This is a genomic window from Amycolatopsis sp. EV170708-02-1 (assembly GCF_022479115.1).
GTDB lineage: Bacteria > Actinomycetota > Actinomycetes > Mycobacteriales > Pseudonocardiaceae > Amycolatopsis.
Genome location: NZ_CP092497.1, coordinates 2,798,851 through 2,817,762, shown reverse-complemented (window position 1 = coordinate 2,817,762; position 18,912 = coordinate 2,798,851). Strand labels below are relative to the sequence as shown.

Below are 18,912 nucleotides of genomic sequence, written 5' to 3'. Positions count from 1 at the left end.
GGCGGGGGCGCCGGGCATCCGGTTTTCCGGCCCCTCAGGGTCGGATTCCAGGGTCGGGTCGGGGCCGGTCCCCGATGTGCCGGGGGTCGTTCCGGCGCGAACATGGAGCCATGACGAACAGCGTGTACACCCCCCAGGCCACCAAGAAGCTCTACCGCAGCCGCACCGACAAGATGCTCGCGGGCGTCGCCGGCGGCTGGGCCGCCTACCTCGGCGTCGACGCCGCGATCCTGCGCATCGCCCTCGTGGCCGGCGTCTTCTTCACCGCCGGTTTCGCGATCCCGCTCTACGCCGCCGCGTGGCTGCTGACTCCGGAACAGCCGGGCGAATCCTGATCGGGGCGGACGCCGCGCGCAGGGGGCGTGGCGTCCGCCGGATCGCGTTCAGCCCGCTAAACGCGATCCGCCTGGGGACCAGGGGGATGAAGAAGGGCCCGGACATGGGGATGTCCGGGCCCTTTTCCGCTTTTCGGACGCGGGATCACGGCCACCCCGTTACACTTCCCCTGACTTTGTCACAGGGAGTGGGAAGCGGGGGCCTCCATGGCCGGGTATCTGAGCCTCAGCGAGTACAAGCGAATGCTCGAAGGCGCGCTGGACGACTTCTGCGAGGCGCTCACCAAGCGCTGGATGGAAGACGCCGTCGACGCCATGACGGGGCTTTCGACCGCCGTCCCGTGCTCCACGGAGCCCTGGGCCTGGCAGTGGCCCGCCGAATCCTACGGCCACCTCTCGGGCGCCGACGACTTCTGCGGATACCTCACCTGGGTCATGGACGGCAGGCACGGCCACTACAAGGACGTCCACTGCGACGGCTGGAACCCGCAGACCCAGAAGTACGTCGAGTGCCATGTCGAACGGAACCTGGCGCAGATCGAGCGGCTGGCCTGGAACCGGCGGCAGGAGGTCGCCAAGTTCGTCCCGCAGCTGGAAGGGCCCGACCTCGCGAAGCTGGAGGCCGCCCACAACACGTTCCTGAACGTCGCCGGCAACCTCGGCTTCCAGGACAAGAACGGGCGGGTGGCCGAACTTCTCGGCCAGGGCACGGTCGTCCGGAACGTCGAATGGCTGGCCGGTACGACCAGCGCGAACGAGGAATGGTTCATCGAGTGGACCGGACTCGCCGCCAAGGCCTTCCGTGAAGGGTTCTTCGCGTCGATCGCGCCGACCATGGCGCACCAGTCGCTCATCCTCGCCAGCCTGTCCACGCTCTACTCCGCCCGCGCCGCGACGATCCAGGCGACCCGGCTCAACATCGTCAAACGGCTCAACTGGGCCACCAAGAAGCTGGACGAAAAGGTCACCCTCAAGGTCTTCACCGCGGACGCGATCCTGGAGAAGGTCGACGGGGCGAAAACGCTCCACGGGATCGCGACCAATCTGCTGTCCGCGGGAGCGAAACTCAGCAAGGTCGTGAAGACCGTCGACGAGGCGGGCGGGAAGGTCCTCGGCCCGGTCGGCGCCGTCCTCGATCTGGCCGTTTTCGCCGGCGGGATCATCAAGGGACTCACCGTCGAACAGGACGCCATGTCCCTCCAGGACATCCTGCAGAAGCTCACCACCTCGATCCAAGACGAGCACAACGCCTTGTCCGGTCTCGAAGCCGACTTCGGCACGAACGTGCTGGCCCTGCAGAAGGCGATCGCGGGGGTGCACAGCTACGAGCTGGAGCTCTACGACCTCACCGCGAACACGCTGCCGAACCAGACCGACCGCGCGAAGTACAAGGGGATCAGGGTCGAGGTCCACTTCTTGCTGCGTGTGGCGCAGACCTGCTTCGAAGCCGCCGAAGCCTATTCGGCACAACTGCGGATCTTGGCCGAGGCCGACGGCGCCGACCGGCACCTCGCGGGCCGAGACGAGCAGACGTGCACGGGCGACGACACGACTTTGGAGATCCGTGACGCCGTCGAGCAGTTCATGAGGACGAGCTGTGCTCGGTTCCTCGTCGCCGGTGAGCAGCTCAGGAAGGCGGCCGAGGCCTACGCGAGAGTCGACGGCGAACTCTCGGACGACCTCCGGAAGCTGTTCGACGCCTGGGAAAGCGCCAACAAGGACCGGGTGAAGATCGACCCCAACCCCGAGACGGTCGAAAGGGAAAACCCGGGCAAGGAGGCGGGCGGCACCGACCGGACGGGCCTCGAACCGAGGAAGCCCGCGGAGCCGAACTCCACGAATCCGTACGAGACGGACCGTCGGAAGCAAGGCGGCAAGTACGCGGTGGACGGGCAGTCGTAGCGACTGGTCCGAAGTCCGTGAAGGCCTCCTTGAGGGACTGGGAACACAGGCGCGGCGTGATCGAAGGCGTAACTCGCGTGATCAGGCGCGTAACTCGCGTGATTGGACGCGGCACTCGGGTGTTACGCCGCTGATCACGCGAGTTACGGCTTCGATCACGCGAGTTCGGTGCCACGTCACAAACGCGCCCGAAGCACCGCTGCCGAGCACGACCACCTCGACCGGAAACGCCACCGCCGCCAACGGCAAAGGAAAAGCCCGGACGCGCGAGGCGCGTCCGGGCTTTCCGGTGGTGCTACAGGCTCGAACTCAGAAGTCCATGCCGCCCATGCCACCGGACGGGTCGGCGGGAGCGGCCGAGGCCTTCTCCGGCTTGTCCGCCACGACGGCTTCGGTGGTCAGGAACAGCGCCGCGATGGAAGCGGCGTTCTGCAGCGCGGAGCGGGTGACCTTCGTCGGGTCCGGCACGCCGGCCGCCAGAAGGTCTTCGTACTCGCCCGTGGCGGCGTTGAGGCCGTGGCCCTGCGGGAGGGACTTGACCTTCTCCGCCACGACGCCGCCCTCGAGGCCGGCGTTGATCGCGATCTGCTTGAGCGGCGCCTCGACGGCGACCTTGACGATGTTGGCACCAGTGGCCTCGTCGCCCTCGAGCTTCAGACCGGCGAAGGCGGCCTCGGCGGCCTGGATGAGAGCGACGCCACCACCGGCGACGATGCCCTCTTCGACGGCGGCCTTGGCGTTGCGCACCGCGTCCTCGATGCGGTGCTTGCGCTCCTTCAGCTCGACCTCGGTGGCGGCACCGGCCTTGATGACGGCCACGCCGCCGGCCAGCTTCGCCAGACGCTCCTGGAGCTTCTCGCGGTCGTAGTCCGAGTCCGAGTTGTCGATCTCGGCGCGGATCTGGTTGACGCGACCCTGGATCTGGTCGGCGTCGCCCGCACCCTCGACGATGGTGGTCTCGTCCTTGGTGATGACGGCCTTGCGCGCCTTGCCCAGCAGGGAAAGGTCCGCGTTCTCCAGCTTGAGGCCGACGTCCTCGGAGATGACCTGGCCACCGGTCAGGATCGCGATGTCCTGCAGGATCGCCTTGCGGCGGTCACCGAAGCCCGGGGCCTTGACGGCGACGGACTTGAAGGTGCCACGCATCTTGTTGACGATGAGGGTGGCCAGGGCCTCGCCCTCGACGTCCTCGGCGATGATCAGCAGCGGCTTGCCGGACTGGATGACCTTCTCCAGCAGCGGCAGGACGTCCTTGACGGTGGAGATCTTGGAGCCGAAGAGCAGGACGTACGGGTCCTCGAGCTCGGCTTCCTGACGCTCCGGGTCGGTCACGAAGTAACCGGAGATGTAGCCCTTGTCGAAGCGCATACCCTCGGTGAGCTCGAGCTCGAGGCCGAAGGTGTTGCTCTCCTCGACGGTGACGACGCCTTCCTTGCCGACCTTGTCCAGCGCCTCGGCGATGAGCTCGCCGATGGTGCGGTCCGCGGCGGAGATCGACGCGGTGGCGGCGATCTGCTCCTTGGTCTCGATCTGGACGGCGGCCTTGTGCAGCTGCTCGGTGATGGCCTCGACGGCCGCCTCGATGCCGCGCTTCAGGCTGATGGGGTCGGCCCCGGCGGCGACGTTGCGCAGACCCTCGCGGACGAGAGCCTGGGCGAGCACGGTGGCGGTGGTGGTGCCGTCACCCGCGACGTCGTCGGTCTTCTTGGCAACTTCCTTGACGAGCTCGGCCCCGATCTTCTCCCACGGGTCCTCGAGCTCGATCTCCTTGGCGATGGAGACACCGTCGTTGGTGATCGTCGGCGCGCCCCACTTCTTTTCGAGCACGACGTTCCGGCCCCGCGGGCCGAGGGTCACCTTGACGGCTTCGGCGAGGGTGTTCAAGCCGCGCTCAAGACCGCGGCGGGCGTCCTCGTCGAACGCGATCAGTTTGGCCATTGCGGTGTGGTCCTCCGGTATTGGGCGCCGCCGCACGCCTACTACAGCGCGGCGGCAGGACTCTTCCTCGGCCAGGCTCGGTGCCCGCGACGGACGACCCACCCGATCAAGGGTGCGGCCTCACCGTCCCGACCTTCAGGCGAGCGGTCGGTGACCGCTCTGCCTGGCACTCGACGGCGTCGAGTGCCAATGTCGTGTTTAGCACTCCCCAGGGGAGAGTGCAAGAACCGCAGGTCAGCGCGGTGGCGTGGCCGAAGGGGACCATGCCCGCATAAGACGCGGCGAAGGACGCTTTCGCCACGTCTCATGCGGTGAAAGCGCCCTTCGGCTCAGCTCGTCAGTTGCTCGGCTTGATGGGGATCGACGACGGCGGGGGCTTCAGCGACGAGCCGGGAGCCTGCGACTGGGAGCCGCCGGGGCCGACCGGGATGTTCGGCGCGGTGGTCTGCGGGCCGTTTCCGCCGCTCGAATCACCGAAGATGAAGATGGCGGCGACGATCGCGCCGGCGACCACGAGGGCACCGACGATGATCCAGATCCACTTCGCGCCGCCGCCCTTCTTGGGCTGCTGCTGGAAACCGCCCTGCTGCTGCGGCGGCGGCCCGTAGCCCGGTGGCGGACCCTGCTGGAACCCACCCTGCTGGAAGCCCTGCTGCTGCGGCGGCGGGCCGTAACCCGGGGGCGGCCCCTGCTGGAACCCGCCTTGCTGGAAGCCACCCTGCTGCGGCGGCGGGCCGTAACCGGGCGGCGGGCCCTGCGGCGGGGACCCTGCGGTCCGGGTCCCTGCTGGCCGTAGCCGGGCTGCTGCTGTCCTCCGTACGGGTGCACGGGGCCCCCCTCTCCCTGTGGCGGCGTGTTCTGCCGTGGCGCCTGCTGCTGGACGGTCGCGGCCGCCGCCTGCCCGGGCGCGCCGGGAGGCTCGTTCGAAGTCGCGAGCGGGCCGAGCGCGCGCCTGGCGGCCGCGATCATCTCAACACAGTTGGGGTAGCGATCGGCGGGATTCTTCGCCATTCCCTTCCGGACGACCTCGTCGATGCCGGCGGGCAGGCCGACGATCCGCGAGATGGCCGGGGGCTCGCCGTTCAGATGCCCCTTGATGACCGTCTGCACGTCACCCTTGAAGGGCGGGCTGCCGGTCAGGCAGGCGTAGAGGACGCAGGTGAGCGCGTACTGGTCGGTGCGGCCGTCGAGCGGCTCGCCGCGCAGGTGCTCGGGCGCCGCGTACGTCGGCGAGCCGAGGAAGTCGCCACCGCGGGTCCGGTGCCCGGTGGCGCCGCGGCGGGTCAGGCCGAAGTCGGCGACGTAGACGTGCTCGCGCGAGGTCTCCTTGCTGGTGACCAGGACGTTCGCCGGTTTGACGTCGAGGTGCACGAGTCCCCGGTTGTGCAGGGTGTCGAGCGCGTCGGCGACCTGGTCGAGCATGTTCAGCGCGCGGGCGGGCGCGATCGGGCCGCCGGAGATCAGCCCGGCGAGGTCGCCGCCGTCGACCATCCGCATGGCGATGTAGAGCATGCCTTCGAGCTCGCCGAAGTCGTACAAGGGCACGACGTTGGCATGGTCGATCGCGGACGTGTTCCGCGCCTCGTCGACGAAGCGTTCGCGGAATTCGGCGTCGGCCCCGAGGTGATCACCGATGACCTTCAGTGCCACCTTGCGCCCGAGCCGCACGTCCGTGGCCTTGTAGGTCACGCTCATGCCGCCCTTGCCGAGCACGCCGTCGATGCGGTAGTTGCCCAGCCGGCGACCCGTCAGGTCCCCCGACTCATCGCCTGTCACGCCGCGAAGCCTAACGCGCCAGTTCCGGGCGCCGCCGGGGGTCGCCCGAAGTCCCCTTACGAGACCTTGCGTACGTCCGCGGCCTGACTCCGCCCGTCGCGGCCGGACTGGACTTCGAATTCCACGCGATCACCCTCGTCGAGCGTCCGGAATCCGTCGGCCTGAATGGCCGAGTAGTGGACGAAGACGTCGGGCCCTTCGGTGGATTCGATGAATCCGTAGCCCTTTTCCGAGTTGAACCACTTGACGGTGCCGACTGCCACGGCGCACTCCCTCAGCACAGGATCCGTCGGCCTTCTCTGCCCCGGCCGGCGGTTTCGAGTGCAGTTCACGCTACCCGAATTACCGGCGTCGGCAATGCTCAATTCGTCCGAAGGTCATCCGCGGGAAAGCCGCCTATTGCGCGCTTGCACAAGGACGCGTCCTGGTCCCGCGAAGTCCAGCGCGAGCCCTTCGCCGGTGCGGACCGACTGCGGGCCGGACTGGTCCACCGCGCGGAGACGGCACTGCACGGTGTCCGGGTAGGCCAGCAGGAAGTCCGGCCGCACGGTGACGAGTTCGCCCGCGGTGAGTTCGAAGGCGTCGACCGGGCCCTGCGCGGCCAGTACGAGCGGGCCGCTTCCGCTGTAGTGCTCCAGGAAACCGGAATCGGCGCCGAAGAGCTTCTGCAGCGGTGCCCAGCCCGGATCGTGCCGGACGGTGGCCGGCCGCGCGAGGATCGCGTCCCGGCTCACGCACCAGCCACCGCCGCCGGTGAACTCCAGCGGGTAGACGTCGCCCGCGGCCAGCGGCGCGAAGTCGATCCAACCGCCGCCCTCCGGCGCGTTGAACACCGACGGGGCGGCCTTGCCCGCCCGCGAACCACCGCGGGACGGCACGGTTTCGGTGATGCCGAAACTGCTGGCCAGCATGGTGTCCCCGGCGGCCTGGACGGCCTCGCCGGGGGACAACAGCACTCGTGCGACCCCGAAGTTCGGGGTGTGCCTCGTCTGGACCCGCATGCGGTCAGCGGGAGGGGACCTGGGCGATCACCCAGGCGGACAGTGCCGACGGGTTGCGGGTCTGGGTGAGCAACTGGCCAGGCCCGGCGAAGTCGAAGACGAGGCCTTCACCGCTCTTCATCGACTGGATGACGCCGGTGGCGACCTTGCGGATCTGGTACTGCAGGGTGTCGGCGAACGCGACGACGTGCCCGGTGTCGATGGTGATCACCTCGCCCTGTTGCAGGGTCACCGTCTCCAGCGCGCCGTAGCAGGCCACGACCAGCGGGCCCTGTCCCGTCGCGTGGGTCAGGAAGCCGCCCTCGCCGCCGACGAGGTTCTTGAGCCCGCCCCATTTGGTCTCGGTCTGCACGCCGTGCGACGACGCGAGCCACGAACCGCGGGTGACGCACCAGCCGGTGCGGCCGTCGAGGTTGATGATCTGCATGTCGCCCGGCAGGTTCGCGGCGACGTCGACCCAGCCGCCGTTCTGCGGGGCGGTGTAGGTGGAGATGAAGAACGACTCGCCGGACAGGAAGGCACGGCCGAGCCCCTTCATGATCCCGCCCTGCGCCTGGGACTGGACCTGCACGCCGTAGCTCGTCGCCATCATCGCGCCCGACTCGACCTGCGCCGGCTCACCCGGGGCGAGCATGAGCCTCGCCACCGCGAACGAGGGCTGGTGACGGATCTGAACCTGCATGTCTTCTTCTCCCCGGTGGTGGTTGTGACGCGCAGAGTCTTGCATGCGACCCCCGACCGAGGAGGATGGTCCGGTGATCTCCGTCGACGCCCACCGGCAGACCGTCACCGGCCTGCTCGGAAACGCCCCCGTCATCCGCCTTCCGCTCGCCTCCGCCGCGGGGCTCGTCCTTGCCGAGGACGTGCGCGCGGGGGTCTCGCTGCCGCCGTTCGACAACTCGGCGATGGACGGATACGCCGTCCGCGCCGAGGACATAGCGACGGCCGGCACGGCGCCGGTGACGCTGCCGGTCGCCGAAGACATCCCCGCGGGCCGGGTCGACATCACGAAGCTGGAGCCGGGCACCGCGCACCGGATCATGACCGGCGCCCCGTTGCCGCCCGGCGCCGACGCGGTGGTGATGGTGGAGCACACGGACGGCGGTATGACAGACGTCCGGATTCTCAGGACAGCCGTCCCAGGTGCGCATATCCGCCGTCAGGGCGAAGACGTCGTCGAGGGCACCGTGGCGCTTTCCGCGGGGACGGTGCTGGGCCCGGCGCAGCTGGGTCTCGCGGCGGCCGTCGGGCTCGCCGAGGTTCCCGTGTACCGGCCGTTGAAGGTGCTCGTGGTGTCCACCGGGACCGAACTCGTCGACGCGCCGGAACCGTTGCGGCACGGGCAGATCTACGAGTCGAACAGCATCATGCTGGCGTCCGCGATCCGCGCGCTCGGCTGCGAGGCCGAGGTGGTGCGCAGTGTGGTCGACGACGTGGACGAGTTCCGCTCGGTGATCGAGCCACGGCTGGCGGACGTCGATCTGCTGGTGACCTCGGGCGGGGTGAGCGCGGGGGCGTACGAAGTGGTGAAGGACGCGCTGACCGGGCAGGGCGTGGAGTTCCGGAAGGTCGCGATGCAGCCGGGCGGCCCGCAGGGCTGCGGACGCTGGAACGGCGTGCCGGTGGTGACGCTGCCGGGCAATCCGGTGAGCGTGCTCGTGTCCTTCGAAGCGTTCCTGCGCCCGGCGTTGCTCGCGGCGATGGGGCACACCGGGGTCGACCGGCAGAAGGTGCGGGCCCGGCTGACCGAGGCGATGACCTCCCCCGCCGGACGGCGCCAGTTCCGGCGGGGCTTCTACACGCATTCCGAGGGCGAGGTCACCGGGATCGTCGGTCCGCGCGGCGGGCCGGGATCGCATCTGCTGGCGTCGTTCACGCAGGCGAACTGCCTGATCGTGCTGCCGGAGGAGGTGGACTCGGCCGAGCAGGGCGACGAGGTGGACGTCCTCCTGCTCTGACCTGCGTTTCGCGGGCTAAACGCGATCCGACGGGAAGTCGCGGCACCGGCCGACGGGCGTGAACAGCAGGGCGAAGACGGCGACGACCTCCAGCCCGGCCATCAGGCCCAGCGTCTGCCGCACGCCTGCCGTTTCGCCGAGGATCCCGCCGAGCAGGCCGCCGAGCGCGATCGCGCCGAAGCTGAGCACGGACATGCTCGCGGTGACCCGGCCGAACATCGCCGCCGGGACGTAGCGCTGTTTGAAGGTGGCGTTGAGGACGTTCGAGCCGACGACGCCCGCGCTGACCGAGAACCCGGCGGCGACGAAGAACGCGAGCCCCCAGCCGCCGTTCGCCAGCGGGCCGAGCAGCATCATCAGCGCGCCGAAGGCCTCGCAGAGCACGAAGGCGCGTGCGGTGCCGATGCGCGCGGCGAGTTTGCCGGACAGCGCGGCGCCGAAAACGCCTCCCGCGCCGACAAGCGCGAGCACCAGCCCGGCGGCGCCTTCTCCGACGCCGAGATCGCGGACGAGGAACACGACCTCGATCGACTGGTATCCCATGAGCGCGACGTTCGAGATCGCGCCGAAGACCGCCAGGACACGCAGATACGGGTCGTGGACGACGAAAACGAGGCCGTCGCGGATCTCGTCCCGCAGCCGTGAACGCGTCTTCGCCGGGCGTTCGGGTTCGCGGTGCCGGATGGATCGCAGGCACAGCACGGAAATCCCGAAACTGACGGCGTCGGCGAGCACTCCGGAGACGGCACCGAACCAGTGCGCGAGCAGACCCGCGAGCCCCGGTCCGCCGATCTGCGCGGCGGATTCACTGCCCTGCAGCTTCTCGTTGGCTTCCTGCAGCTGGTCCTTCTCGACCAGCGAAGGCAAGTACGCGCGATACGCGACGTTGAAGAACACCTTCGCCACGCCACCCGCCAAGGCGACGACGATCAGCTGGGTCATCGTGAGCAGACCGGACCATGCCGCGACCGGGACGCTCAGGAACACCAGCATGGAAATGCCGTTGCACACCAGCATGACCGGGCGTTTCGGCCGCCGGTCGACCCAGGCGCCGGCGGGCAGGCCGATCAGCAGCCACGGCAGCCAGGCGGCCGCGGTCAGCAGCCCGACCGCGAACGTGCTCGCCTGCAGGGTGACCACCGCGACCAGCGGCAGCGCGACGACGGCGATGGAACTGCCGAGCACGCTGGTCGTCTCGCCGGTCCACAGCAGCCGGAAGTCCCTGGAGCGCAGCAGACCGCCGCGTTCGCGGGTGGTCACGGGCGGGCCGGGACGGCACGGGTGGAGATGAAGACGGGACGGCGTTCCTGGCCGTCGTCCGGGAGTTCACGGCCGCTGTAGGACTTGATCAGCTCGTGGACCTTCTCTTCGAGCTCGGCCAGTTCGGCGACCGACATCTTCGCCCAGCTGTCGGTGGCGAAAGCGGCGCGATGCCATTCCTCCGGATAGGTGTCGCGTTCGGCGAACCATTGGCGCGCCATGGAAACCTGACGTTCGAGGGCGAGGGATTCGGCGGCGGCCGCGACCGGGTCGTCGGGGAAGTCCGAAGGCGACCAGGAAACCGCGTAGCCCACGCGGCGCCACCAGCGCTCACGGCGGTCGCGGGCGAGTTCCGGCGCTTCCTCGACCAGATCGCTGGCGGCCAGCACCTTCAGGTGGTGACTGACGTTCCCGACCGCCTGCCCGGTCCGCTCGGCGAGCACGGATGCCGTGCACGGGCCGTCGAGGCGGAGGACGTCGAGCAGACGGCGCCGCAGCGGATGCGACATCGCGGCGAGCACCTTCGAATCGTGGACTTCACGCACTTCACGATCAGCACTGTCGGACATAAAGCACAACAGTAGTTGCACAAGAGTTCTTGTACAAGTCCCCTTGTGTGCTACTCCATCCGGGTCGGTAACCTCGATGGCATGGGTTTCTTCTCGTGGATCGTGTTCGGCGCCATCGCGGGATGGCTGGCCAATGTCGTGGTGGGCGGCCCGGACCGGCGGGGCGGCTGCCTGTTCAGCATCCTGATCGGCGTACTCGGCGCGGCCCTCGGTGGTTTCATCTACCGCCTCGCCACCGGCACCGAACGGACCTTCGAGTTCGACTTCCCCAGCTTCGGCGTCGCCATCCTCGGCTCGATCGTGCTGCTCGCCCTGCTGCGGCTGGTGCGCGGCTCCGGGCGGAGCGACTCGTATCGGCGGTGATCAACGGAGTAACCGTTGGTAACGGTTTTCTCGCGACCGGTGATCACCGGCGCGCGACGAACTAAAGTGGGCTGTTCGATCGGTTCCAGTGGCCGCGTCCGGTCGCATGTGCCGTCGGGGGGCATATGCGCCCGGACGCGCGTGCTTCGGCGATGACCGAGACGGCGCGGACGGGATCGACGAGCGGAGGCATCGGCGCCGCCGAAATGTCCCTCTTCCAGGCGCGGAACAGCTCGGCGAGTCGCTCGCCTGCGGGGTCCGGGCTGGCGGGCATTCGAGAGTCCTCAAGGTCTGCTATCGGCGTCAATTACCTAGAGTTATCGCGTATTTCGACCTTCCGTTACCGGGATGTGGCCCCTCCCACCCGGCGCGGGGAAACCCTTCCGGGGGAGGCCACGGCCCGTCTCCGGACAGGGCGGTAGCGTGGTGGCTCTTCCTGTCCCGACCCCCCGACACGAACTGCGGTGAACCCGACCAATGAGCGGCAACCGGCCGGAAGCCACTGGTAACCCCCTCGCGCACGCCGTGAAGCTGGCCCGCGAGACCGTTCCGCCGATGCACCCGGCCGGCAGGCCGTTCGTGTTCGGCGGTCTCGCCGCGACGCTGGTGCTGCGGAGGTTCTCCAAGCGCCTCGGCGTCGTCGGCGCGCTCGCGACGGCCGCCACGGCCGCGTTCTTCCGTGAGCCCAAGCGTGTCCCGCCCGCTCAGCCCGGCCTCGCGGTCGCGTCGGCGGACGGTCTGGTGTCGCTGATCGAAGAGGCCGTGCCGCCGCCCGAGCTGGGGCTGCCCGCCGAACCGCGGATGCGGGTGAGCGTGTTCCTGTCGGTGTTCGACGTGCACGTCCAGCGGGTCCCGGCGTCGGGGGTGATCGAGCGGGTCGCGTACCGGCCCGGGAAGTTCCTGTCCGCGGACCTGGACAAGGCGAGCGAGGACAACGAGCGCAACTCCGTGCTCATGCGCACCGACGACGGTCACGAGCTCGTCGTGGTGCAGATCGCAGGCCTGGTGGCCCGGCGCATCCTCTGTGAGATCCGCGAGGGTGACAAGGTCGGCGTCGGCGCGACGTACGGCATCATCCGCTTCGGCTCGCGAGTCGACCTGTACCTGCCGCCGGGCAGCAAGGTTCTCGTCTCGAAGGGCCAGCGCACGATCGGCGGCGAGACGCCGATCGCCGAGCTGCCCACGGCGCCGCACCCGGAAGGCTGATCCATGGTCCGCGTGACCACTCCCGGCGTGCGGCTGCTGCCGAACGCCATCACGGTGCTCGCCCTGTGCGCCGGCCTGTCGTCGGTGCAGTTCGCGCTGATCGGCAACTATCCGATGGCGATCGCGTCGATCGGGATCGCCGCGGTGCTCGACAGTCTCGACGGCCGGATCGCGCGGCTGCTGGACGCGACGTCGAAGATGGGCCAGGAGCTCGACTCGCTGTCCGACGGCATCTCGTTCGGTGTCGCGCCCGCGCTGGTGCTGTACGTCTGGCACGCGGAGGGCGAGCGGATCGGCTGGGTGGCGTCGCTGATCTTCGCGGTCTGCATGATCCTGCGGCTGGCGCGGTTCAACACGCTGATCGAGGATACCGAGCAGCCGCCGTACGCGGGCGAGTTCTTCGTCGGCGTGCCCGCGCCCGCCGGTGGCCTGCTGGCGATGCTGCCGCTGATCCTGGAGCTGCAGTTCGGGCAGGGCTGGTGGTCGCACCAGTACGTGGTGTGGGTGTGGACGATCGCCGTCGCCGCGCTGCTGATCAGCCGGATCCCGACACTCTCGCTGAAGACCGTGAAGGCGCCGCCGAAGGCGATCGCGCCGCTGCTGGTCGGGGTGGGCCTGCTGGCCGCCGCGATCATCCAGTTCCCGCTGGTGGCGCTGGCGATCGCGCTGATCCTGTACCTGGCGCACATCCCGTACTCGGTGTACCGGCACCGCTGGCTGGCGAACCATCCGGAGGCGTGGATGGCGCCGCCGCGGGAACGGCGCGCGATCCGGCGGCGTTCGAGCCGTCGCCGTCTGGGCCTGCGGCCGCCGCTGCGGCGCGTGGTGGCGGGCGCCGCTCAGCGCGTGCGGCTGCAGCGCGGCGAACAGCATGTCGCGCGCGCTCCGCGCACCATCAGCACCGACAAGGACCGCGACAACGGCCGGGGCCCGCGGCGCCGCTCATGGCGGCGGATCGGCCTGCGGAAACGCTGATTCGCCCCGACCGCGAGGCCATGCTTCGGCCTTGATCGCCCCTGGGCCCGAATGCCTTCCGGTTTGAGGGGTTGCCGCCGCGAGGTCCGTGAAGGACCCCGCCTGACGTCCTTTAAGGACAGCCGAAAACCTCGGGTGACCGCCCCCGCCCGTCCCTGGGCAACTTGGGGGTCGCTGCCCGTGGCGGGTGTCGCGAAAGCCACTTTCGGGACATCAGATGTCGCGAAAGTGGCTTTCGCGACACCCGCGCCAGCCCAGCGCGAGCCAAGCGAAGGTCACCCGGCCGAAGCGCGCAGCCCGCCGATCACCAGGTCCAGCTGGAACTCGAAGTCCCGCAGGCAGTCGCCCTCCAGCAGTGACGGCAGCGCCCGGTGCAGCGAGGGCAGCCCGTCCGCGGTCACCGACCGCTGGAACCACGCCACCACCGGCTCGGCCCGCTCCGACGGGTCCGGGACACCGGAAAGCCCCACCGTCTCGGTCAGTACCGCGCCGAACACCAGCCCGATCAGCGACCGGTAGCCCCGCGCGGCGCCGCGTTCGTCGAACCCGGCGTCCAGCAGCGCCGAGAACATCGCGTCGATGAACTTCAGCGCGCCCGCCGAACGCGGATTCGCCGCGTCGGTCGCCAGCGCGCGCACCACCACCGGATGCCGCGAAAAGGCCGTGTACAGCCCATGGGTCAGCGCCCGCAGCCGCTCGTCCCAAGGTCCGGGCCCGGGCAGCGGCACACTCTCGAAGACCCGCGCGGTCAGCCCGTCGAGCAGGTCGCCCTTGTTCGCGACGTGGTTGTAGAGCGACATCGCCTCCACGCCGACGTCGGCGGCCAGCTTCCGCATCGACAATCCGGCCAGTCCGTGTTCGCCCGCCAGCCGCAACGCGGCGTCGAGCACCTTCTCCCTGCTCAGCGCCATGCCTTCCAGTTTACCGGCACCCCCTTACGCCGTAAGTACTTACATCGTATGCTTACGCCGTAAGCCACCTGGAGGGATAGGTCATGGACACCGAAACGCTGCTCACCACCACCCGCTCGGTCCGCCGCAAACTCGACCTGGAGCGGCCGGTCGAGGAAGGACTTCTCGAAGACTGCGTCCGCATCGCGCAGCAGGCACCCGCCGCGGGGATGCTGCTCGACGCCCAGCGCTGGGTGATCGTCCGGGACCCGGAGCTGCGCGCGGAGATCGCGAAGATCGTCCGGGCGGAGGCCATTCCGACCATGGCGAAGTACGGGCACCTGGCGAGCGAGGCCGTCATGCGGTCGGCCCGGCACCTCGTCGACAACCTCGGCCGCGTCCCGGCCCTCGCGATCCCGTGCATGGTCGGCCGTCCGCCGGAGGATCCCGTCGTCCAGAACGGGTACTACGGCTCGGTGTACCCGGCGATCTGGAGTTTCCAGCTCGCGCTGCGGTCGAAGGGGCTCGGCAGTTCGATCTGCGCCTACCACCTGCCCGCGCGCGAGGCCGAGGTCGCGAAGCTGCTCGGAATCCCGGAAGACGTCGCGCAGATCAGCCTGCTCGCCGTCGGGTACACGACCCAGCGCGACTTCTCCCCGGCCGCCCGGCGACCCGCCGGGGAGATCCTGTCCTTCGACCGCTGGACACGGTCCGCGTAGATAGGGTGGCGGGGTGAGCGCACCCCAGATCACGCTGACCGTCCGGCACACCCCGTCCGCCTTGGATTCCCGCCGCGGCGTCGTCCGGCTGCACCCCGAAGTCCTCGACGCGCTCGGCCTGATGGCCTGGGACGCCGTCCGCGTCACCGGCGCCAGGGTCAGCTCGGCGCTGGCCGCCCCGTCGGACGCCGAGGGGATCCCGGGCGTCATCCTCCTCGACGACGTCACGATGTCGAACCTCGGCGTGACCGAAGGCTCGGAGGTGGTCGTCGCGCCGGCGGAGGTGTCGGCCGCGAAAACGGTCACCGTGGCGGGCTCGCGTATCGCGAGCGTGTCGCTCTCCCCGCACACCCTGCGGCTCGCCCTGATCGGCAAGGTGCTGACCGTCGGCGACGCGGTTTCCCTGCTCCCCCAAGATCTCGCGCCCGCGCCGGGTTCCGACGTCTCCGCGGTCCGCGGTCAGTTGTCCCGCGCCATCGGGATGACGTGGACCAACGAGCTTCTCACCGTCACCGCCACCGAGCCGTCGGGCCCGGTCGCCGTCGGACCGTCCACTGTGGTCAGCTGGCGTGACGGCGCCCGCACCGGCGAGGCCGCGCCCGCCGCGGCCCCGGCCCGCGCCGGGACGACGCTGGTGCGCAGCACGCCCTCCACCCCGCACGAAGACTTCATCGACGCCGAGATCGTCGAAGACGAGCGGATCGAAGAGGCGGCCGAGGAAACCGTGCCTCCCCTGTCGGATCTCGCCGGCTCCGAAACGGCCGCGCGCAAGCTCGCCGAATGGTTCGACCTGGCCTTCCATCGCCCGGAGCTGCTGGCGAAGCTCGGCACGTCGGCGCACCTCGGGGTCCTGCTGTCCGGGCCGGAAGGCGTCGGGAAGGCGACGCTCGTCCGCGCCGTGGCACAGGCCGAGAAGGTGCGGGTGGTGTCGCTCGCGGCGCCGAACATCGCCGTCCTCGAACCGAACGTCGCCGCCGCGCGGCTGCGGGAAGCGATCGAGCAGGCCACCCGCGACGAAGACCCCGCCGTCCTGCTGATCACCGACATCGACGCGTTGCTGCCCGCGTCCCAGCCGCCGCCGCTCGCGACGGTCGTCCTCGACGACCTGCGCAAAGCCTTGCGCAACAAGGGGTTCGCCGTGGTCGCCACCACCGGCCGGGCCGAGTCCACCGATCCGAGGCTGCGCGCCGCCGACCTGCTCGACCGCGAACTCGGCCTGCCGCTCCCGGACTCGAAGACCCGCACGGAGCTGCTGCGTGTGCTCCTGCGCGAAGCCCCGCTGGAGTCCGGCGTCGACGTCGGCCCGATCGCCGAGCGCACCCCCGGCTTCGTGGCCGCGGACCTCATCGCGCTCCGCCGCGACGCCGCCCTCCGCGCCGCGCTGCGGCAGCGTGACGTCGAAGAGCCGCGGATCTCCCAGCAGGACCTGCTCGACGCGCTCACCACCGTCCGCCCCATCTCGATGTCCACTTCGGACAATCTGGCCACCGGTGGGCTGACCCTGGACGACGTCGGCAACATGACCGACGTCAAGCAGTCGCTCACCGAGGCGGTGCTCTGGCCGCTGCGCTACCCGGACTCGTTCGCGCGCCTCGGCGTCGATCCGCCGCGTGGCGTGCTCCTGTACGGGCCGCCCGGTGGCGGCAAGACGTTCCTGGTCCGCGCGCTCGCCGGCACCGGCGCGCTGAACGTCTTCGCGGTCAAGGGCGCCGAACTGATGGACAAATGGGTCGGCGAGTCCGAACGCGCGGTGCGGGAACTGTTCCGCCGTGCCGCCGAGGCCGCGCCGTCGCTGATCTTCCTCGACGAGATCGACGCGCTCGCCCCGCGCCGCGGCCAGTCGTCGGATTCCGGCGTGTCGGACCGCGTCGTCGCGGCACTGCTGACCGAATTGGACGGTGTGGAGCCGATGCGCGAGGTCGTCGTCCTCGGCGCGACGAACCGGCCGGAGCTGGTCGACCCGGCCCTGCTGCGGCCGGGACGGCTCGAACGCCGCGTCTACGTCCCGCCGCCGGACGCGCACGCCCGCGAGGCGATCCTCGCCGCCAGCGCCAAGAACACCCCGCTCGCGTCCGATGTGGACCTCGCGGCGTATGCGGCCACTTTGGACGGTTACTCGGCGGCGGACTGCGCGGCACTGATCCGGGAGGCCGCGCTGACCGCGATGCGGGAGTCGCTGGAGGCCAAGGAGGTCACCGCGGAGCATCTTACGAAGGCGGCCAAGGCCGTGCGGCCGTCGCTCGACCCGGCCCAGCTCGCGGCGCTGGAGGCGTACGCGCGGACCCAGGTCTGAGAACGCGGAAAGGGCCCGCTTCCTCGCGAGGGAGCGGGCCCTTTCCGTACGGGCTAGGAGCCGTCTTTGTCGTTGGCCTTGTAGTCCTTGGTGAGGATGACGATCACGCCGGGGCCGATGTTCTCGATCTCCTTGAACCGGGGCTCGGCGCGGAAACCGAACTCCAGCGCCAGCGCCTTCGCGGCCGCTTCCTCGTCGGTGCCCGGGCGGTAGTAGGCCACCGTCTCCGGGAGCCTGCCCGGGTAGCCCTTGACCTCCGAGACGTTCCAGCCGGAGGCGCGGAAATCCTTCGCGGCCTGCTCGGCGAGGCCCTGGATCGTGCTGTTGTTGTAGACGCGCACGGTCACCCACTTGTGCGACGCCTGCTGGTCGCCACCGGGCTGGCCCGGCTGACCGGTCTGCCCCGGCTGGCTCGACGGCGGCGCGGAGCTCGGGGGCGCGCTCGACGGAGGCGCCGACGACGACGCGGGCGGAGTGCTGGCCGGAGGCGAGCCCGGTGCCGGCGACGAAGGCTGCGTCGCGCCGTCCGAAGACGTGGGCGTGGTGCCGGGCGGGGTCGCGGTGTCGGAGTCACCGCCGCCACTGGTCAGGGTGATCCCGCCGATCACGGCGGCGATCACGGCGACACCGACCAAGGCCAGTCCGGCGGCCTTCATCGGCCGGGACAGGCCCGAAAACAGACTCATGAGAGATCGATCCCCAGTCGCCGGGCCGCGCGGTTGCGCTGCCGGGCCGCTCGCGTCTTTCGCAGGCGCTTCACCAGCATCGGGTCGGCCTGCATGGCTTCGGTCTTCTCGAGCAGCCGGTTCAGCAACTGGTAGTAGCGAGTCGACGACATAGAGAAGCGTTCGCGGATGGCCTGTTCCTTCGCGCCGGCGTACTTCCACCACTGACGTTCGAACGCGAGCATGTCGAGCTCGCGCTCGCTGAGGCCGTTCACGGTCTCCGACGGGGACGGCTGGTCGGGCTCAGCCATCGACTCCGCGGCGTCCATCCGACTCCTCGCAATCAGGTCAGTGCTCGGCGGGCGTGAAACCACAGGCTTGTCATTCCGCGGCGCCATTAGACCACGGATGCGGCGCCCGGCCTCGGTAACGACGTCGGCGCGTCATGGGTAAGGGTGTACCAGAAGGGTCCGACTAAACTGCGCGCGTGACCGTCCATCCCATCGTGATCGCCGGCGAGCCCGTGCTGCACAACCCGACTCGGGAGATCACCGAGTTCGACGACAAGCTGCGCACCCTCATCGACGACATGTTCGAGACCATGTACGCCGCCGAAGGGGTGGGCCTCGCGGCCAACCAGATCGGCCTCGACCTGCGCGTGTTCGTCTACGACTGCCCCGACGACGAGGGCACGCGCCACAAGGGCGTCGTGGTGAACCCGAAGCTCGAGACGTCGGAGATCCCGGAGACGATGCCGGATCCGGACGACGACTGGGAAGGCTGCCTGTCGGCGCCCGGCGAGTCGTACCCGACGGGGCGCGCTTCGTGGGCGAAGGTCACCGGCTTCGACGTCGAGGGCAATCCGATCGAGGTCGAAGGCACCGGCTACCTCGCGCGCTGCCTGCAGCACGAGACCGATCACCTGGACGGCTTCATCTACCTCGACCGGCTGGTCGGGCGCCACGCCCGCGCGGCGAAGAAGATGCTCAAGGCGAACAAATGGGGCGTTCCGGGCAATTCGTGGCTGCCCGAGGCTCAGCCCTCCGACGACTGACCTCGTGA

General features: G+C 69.7%; 18 protein-coding genes and 1 pseudogene. 9 read left to right on the top strand and 10 right to left on the bottom strand.

The window, feature by feature from the left end; translation table 11 throughout:
* The first annotated feature begins 110 nt into the window (after positions 1–110).
* Positions 111–335 (top strand): PspC domain-containing protein, encoded by a 225-nt coding sequence (locus MJQ72_RS12950; RefSeq protein WP_007033414.1) that lies wholly within the window; start codon positions 111–113, stop codon positions 333–335.
* Positions 336–542: 207 nt separating this feature from the next.
* Positions 543–2,237, top strand: coding sequence for a hypothetical protein (locus tag MJQ72_RS12945; protein ID WP_240599420.1), 1,695 nt, complete (start codon positions 543–545; stop codon positions 2,235–2,237).
* A 309-nt stretch (positions 2,238–2,546) separates the two neighbouring features.
* On the opposite strand, the gene groL is transcribed toward MJQ72_RS12945, so the two are convergent.
* From groL to MJQ72_RS12920, 5 genes and pseudogenes are all read right to left on the bottom strand, one after another.
* The gene (gene groL / locus MJQ72_RS12940; RefSeq protein ID WP_037335595.1) at positions 2,547–4,175 is read right to left on the bottom strand and encodes a chaperonin GroEL; all 1,629 of its coding nucleotides are present in this window, start codon (positions 4,173–4,175) and stop codon (positions 2,547–2,549) included.
* Between the two features lie 337 nt (positions 4,176–4,512).
* Positions 4,513–5,951 (bottom strand): annotated as a pseudogene (locus MJQ72_RS12935) (serine/threonine-protein kinase).
* Between the two features lie 56 nt (positions 5,952–6,007).
* Complete coding sequence (locus MJQ72_RS12930; RefSeq protein ID WP_005164266.1) at positions 6,008–6,214, bottom strand: cold-shock protein; 207 nt, start codon at positions 6,212–6,214, stop codon at positions 6,008–6,010.
* A gap of 114 nt (positions 6,215–6,328) precedes the next feature.
* Positions 6,329–6,952, bottom strand: a complete 624-nt coding sequence (locus tag MJQ72_RS12925; RefSeq protein ID WP_016337605.1) for an AIM24 family protein — start codon at positions 6,950–6,952, stop codon at positions 6,329–6,331.
* 4 nt (positions 6,953–6,956) lie between these two features.
* Positions 6,957–7,634 (bottom strand): TIGR00266 family protein, encoded by a 678-nt coding sequence (locus MJQ72_RS12920; protein ID WP_034308282.1) that lies wholly within the window; start codon positions 7,632–7,634, stop codon positions 6,957–6,959.
* A 73-nt stretch (positions 7,635–7,707) separates the two neighbouring features.
* Between MJQ72_RS12920 and glp the strand changes: the two genes are divergently transcribed.
* Positions 7,708–8,910: a gephyrin-like molybdotransferase Glp gene (gene glp / locus MJQ72_RS12915; RefSeq protein WP_240599419.1), complete on the top strand. Its 1,203-nt coding sequence runs from the start codon at positions 7,708–7,710 to the stop codon at positions 8,908–8,910.
* Between the two features lie 15 nt (positions 8,911–8,925).
* Here the strand turns inward: glp and MJQ72_RS12910 are convergent, their stop codons facing one another.
* Together MJQ72_RS12910 and MJQ72_RS12905 are read right to left on the bottom strand one after the other, a co-directional pair.
* The gene (locus MJQ72_RS12910; RefSeq protein WP_240599418.1) at positions 8,926–10,170 is read right to left on the bottom strand and encodes an MFS transporter; all 1,245 of its coding nucleotides are present in this window, start codon (positions 10,168–10,170) and stop codon (positions 8,926–8,928) included.
* Positions 10,167–10,739: a helix-turn-helix transcriptional regulator gene (locus tag MJQ72_RS12905; protein WP_240599417.1), complete on the bottom strand. Its 573-nt coding sequence runs from the start codon at positions 10,737–10,739 to the stop codon at positions 10,167–10,169. The genes MJQ72_RS12910 and MJQ72_RS12905 overlap by 4 nt, the downstream gene beginning before the upstream one ends.
* Before the next feature lie 81 nt (positions 10,740–10,820).
* On the opposite strand from MJQ72_RS12905, the gene MJQ72_RS12900 reads away from it, so the two are divergent.
* The 3 genes from MJQ72_RS12900 to pssA all read left to right on the top strand — a co-directional run bounded on the left by MJQ72_RS12900 (position 10,821) and on the right by pssA (position 13,283).
* The gene (locus tag MJQ72_RS12900; protein ID WP_039923570.1) at positions 10,821–11,102 is read left to right on the top strand and encodes a GlsB/YeaQ/YmgE family stress response membrane protein; all 282 of its coding nucleotides are present in this window, start codon (positions 10,821–10,823) and stop codon (positions 11,100–11,102) included.
* A 477-nt stretch (positions 11,103–11,579) separates the two neighbouring features.
* On the top strand, positions 11,580–12,308 hold the full coding sequence (locus MJQ72_RS12895) for a phosphatidylserine decarboxylase (RefSeq protein ID WP_240599416.1): 729 nt from the start codon (positions 11,580–11,582) through the stop codon (positions 12,306–12,308).
* Between the two features lie 3 nt (positions 12,309–12,311).
* The gene (pssA, locus tag MJQ72_RS12890; RefSeq protein WP_240599415.1) at positions 12,312–13,283 is read left to right on the top strand and encodes a CDP-diacylglycerol--serine O-phosphatidyltransferase; all 972 of its coding nucleotides are present in this window, start codon (positions 12,312–12,314) and stop codon (positions 13,281–13,283) included.
* Positions 13,284–13,558: 275 nt separating this feature from the next.
* Here the strand turns inward: pssA and MJQ72_RS12885 are convergent, their stop codons facing one another.
* On the bottom strand, positions 13,559–14,194 hold the full coding sequence (locus MJQ72_RS12885; protein WP_240599414.1) for a TetR/AcrR family transcriptional regulator C-terminal domain-containing protein: 636 nt from the start codon (positions 14,192–14,194) through the stop codon (positions 13,559–13,561).
* A gap of 83 nt (positions 14,195–14,277) precedes the next feature.
* On the opposite strand from MJQ72_RS12885, the gene MJQ72_RS12880 reads away from it, so the two are divergent.
* Positions 14,278–14,892: a nitroreductase family protein gene (locus MJQ72_RS12880; RefSeq protein WP_240599413.1), complete on the top strand. Its 615-nt coding sequence runs from the start codon at positions 14,278–14,280 to the stop codon at positions 14,890–14,892.
* A gap of 13 nt (positions 14,893–14,905) precedes the next feature.
* Positions 14,906–17,185 carry an AAA family ATPase gene (locus MJQ72_RS12875; RefSeq protein WP_240599412.1) on the top strand — a complete coding sequence of 760 codons (2,280 nt, stop codon included), beginning with the start codon at positions 14,906–14,908 and terminating at the stop codon, positions 17,183–17,185.
* Positions 17,186–17,238: 53 nt separating this feature from the next.
* Here MJQ72_RS12875 and MJQ72_RS12870 read toward each other — a convergent pair whose 3' ends face one another.
* Positions 17,239–17,871, bottom strand: a complete 633-nt coding sequence (locus MJQ72_RS12870; RefSeq protein WP_240599411.1) for a LytR C-terminal domain-containing protein — start codon at positions 17,869–17,871, stop codon at positions 17,239–17,241.
* The gene (locus tag MJQ72_RS12865; protein ID WP_005160574.1) at positions 17,868–18,179 is read right to left on the bottom strand and encodes a DUF3263 domain-containing protein; all 312 of its coding nucleotides are present in this window, start codon (positions 18,177–18,179) and stop codon (positions 17,868–17,870) included. The genes MJQ72_RS12870 and MJQ72_RS12865 overlap by 4 nt, the downstream gene beginning before the upstream one ends.
* A 158-nt stretch (positions 18,180–18,337) precedes the next feature.
* Between MJQ72_RS12865 and MJQ72_RS12860 the strand changes: the two genes are divergently transcribed.
* Positions 18,338–18,904, top strand: coding sequence for a peptide deformylase (locus MJQ72_RS12860; RefSeq protein ID WP_240599410.1), 567 nt, complete (start codon positions 18,338–18,340; stop codon positions 18,902–18,904).
* Positions 18,905–18,912 lie beyond the last annotated feature (8 nt).

Bases quoted from the DNA above. Each gene is read 5' to 3' on its own strand.
- groL (WP_037335595.1), bottom strand. From the start codon at position 4,175: ATGGCCAAACTGATCGCGTTCGACGAGGACGCCCGCCGCGGTCTTGAG.
- MJQ72_RS12925 (WP_016337605.1), bottom strand. From the start codon at position 6,952: ATGCGGGTCCAGACGAGGCACACCCCGAACTTCGGGGTCGCACGAGTG.
- MJQ72_RS12895 (WP_240599416.1), top strand. From the start codon at position 11,580: ATGAGCGGCAACCGGCCGGAAGCCACTGGTAACCCCCTCGCGCACGCC.
- MJQ72_RS12900 (WP_039923570.1), top strand. From the start codon at position 10,821: ATGGGTTTCTTCTCGTGGATCGTGTTCGGCGCCATCGCGGGATGGCTG.
- pssA (WP_240599415.1), top strand. From the start codon at position 12,312: ATGGTCCGCGTGACCACTCCCGGCGTGCGGCTGCTGCCGAACGCCATC.
- MJQ72_RS12885 (WP_240599414.1), bottom strand. From the start codon at position 14,194: ATGGCGCTGAGCAGGGAGAAGGTGCTCGACGCCGCGTTGCGGCTGGCG.
- MJQ72_RS12920 (WP_034308282.1), bottom strand. From the start codon at position 7,634: ATGCAGGTTCAGATCCGTCACCAGCCCTCGTTCGCGGTGGCGAGGCTC.
- MJQ72_RS12870 (WP_240599411.1), bottom strand. From the start codon at position 17,871: ATGAGTCTGTTTTCGGGCCTGTCCCGGCCGATGAAGGCCGCCGGACTG.
- MJQ72_RS12945 (WP_240599420.1), top strand. From the start codon at position 543: ATGGCCGGGTATCTGAGCCTCAGCGAGTACAAGCGAATGCTCGAAGGC.
- MJQ72_RS12880 (WP_240599413.1), top strand. From the start codon at position 14,278: ATGGACACCGAAACGCTGCTCACCACCACCCGCTCGGTCCGCCGCAAA.
- MJQ72_RS12950 (WP_007033414.1), top strand. From the start codon at position 111: ATGACGAACAGCGTGTACACCCCCCAGGCCACCAAGAAGCTCTACCGC.
- MJQ72_RS12865 (WP_005160574.1), bottom strand. From the start codon at position 18,179: ATGGACGCCGCGGAGTCGATGGCTGAGCCCGACCAGCCGTCCCCGTCG.
- MJQ72_RS12905 (WP_240599417.1), bottom strand. From the start codon at position 10,739: ATGTCCGACAGTGCTGATCGTGAAGTGCGTGAAGTCCACGATTCGAAG.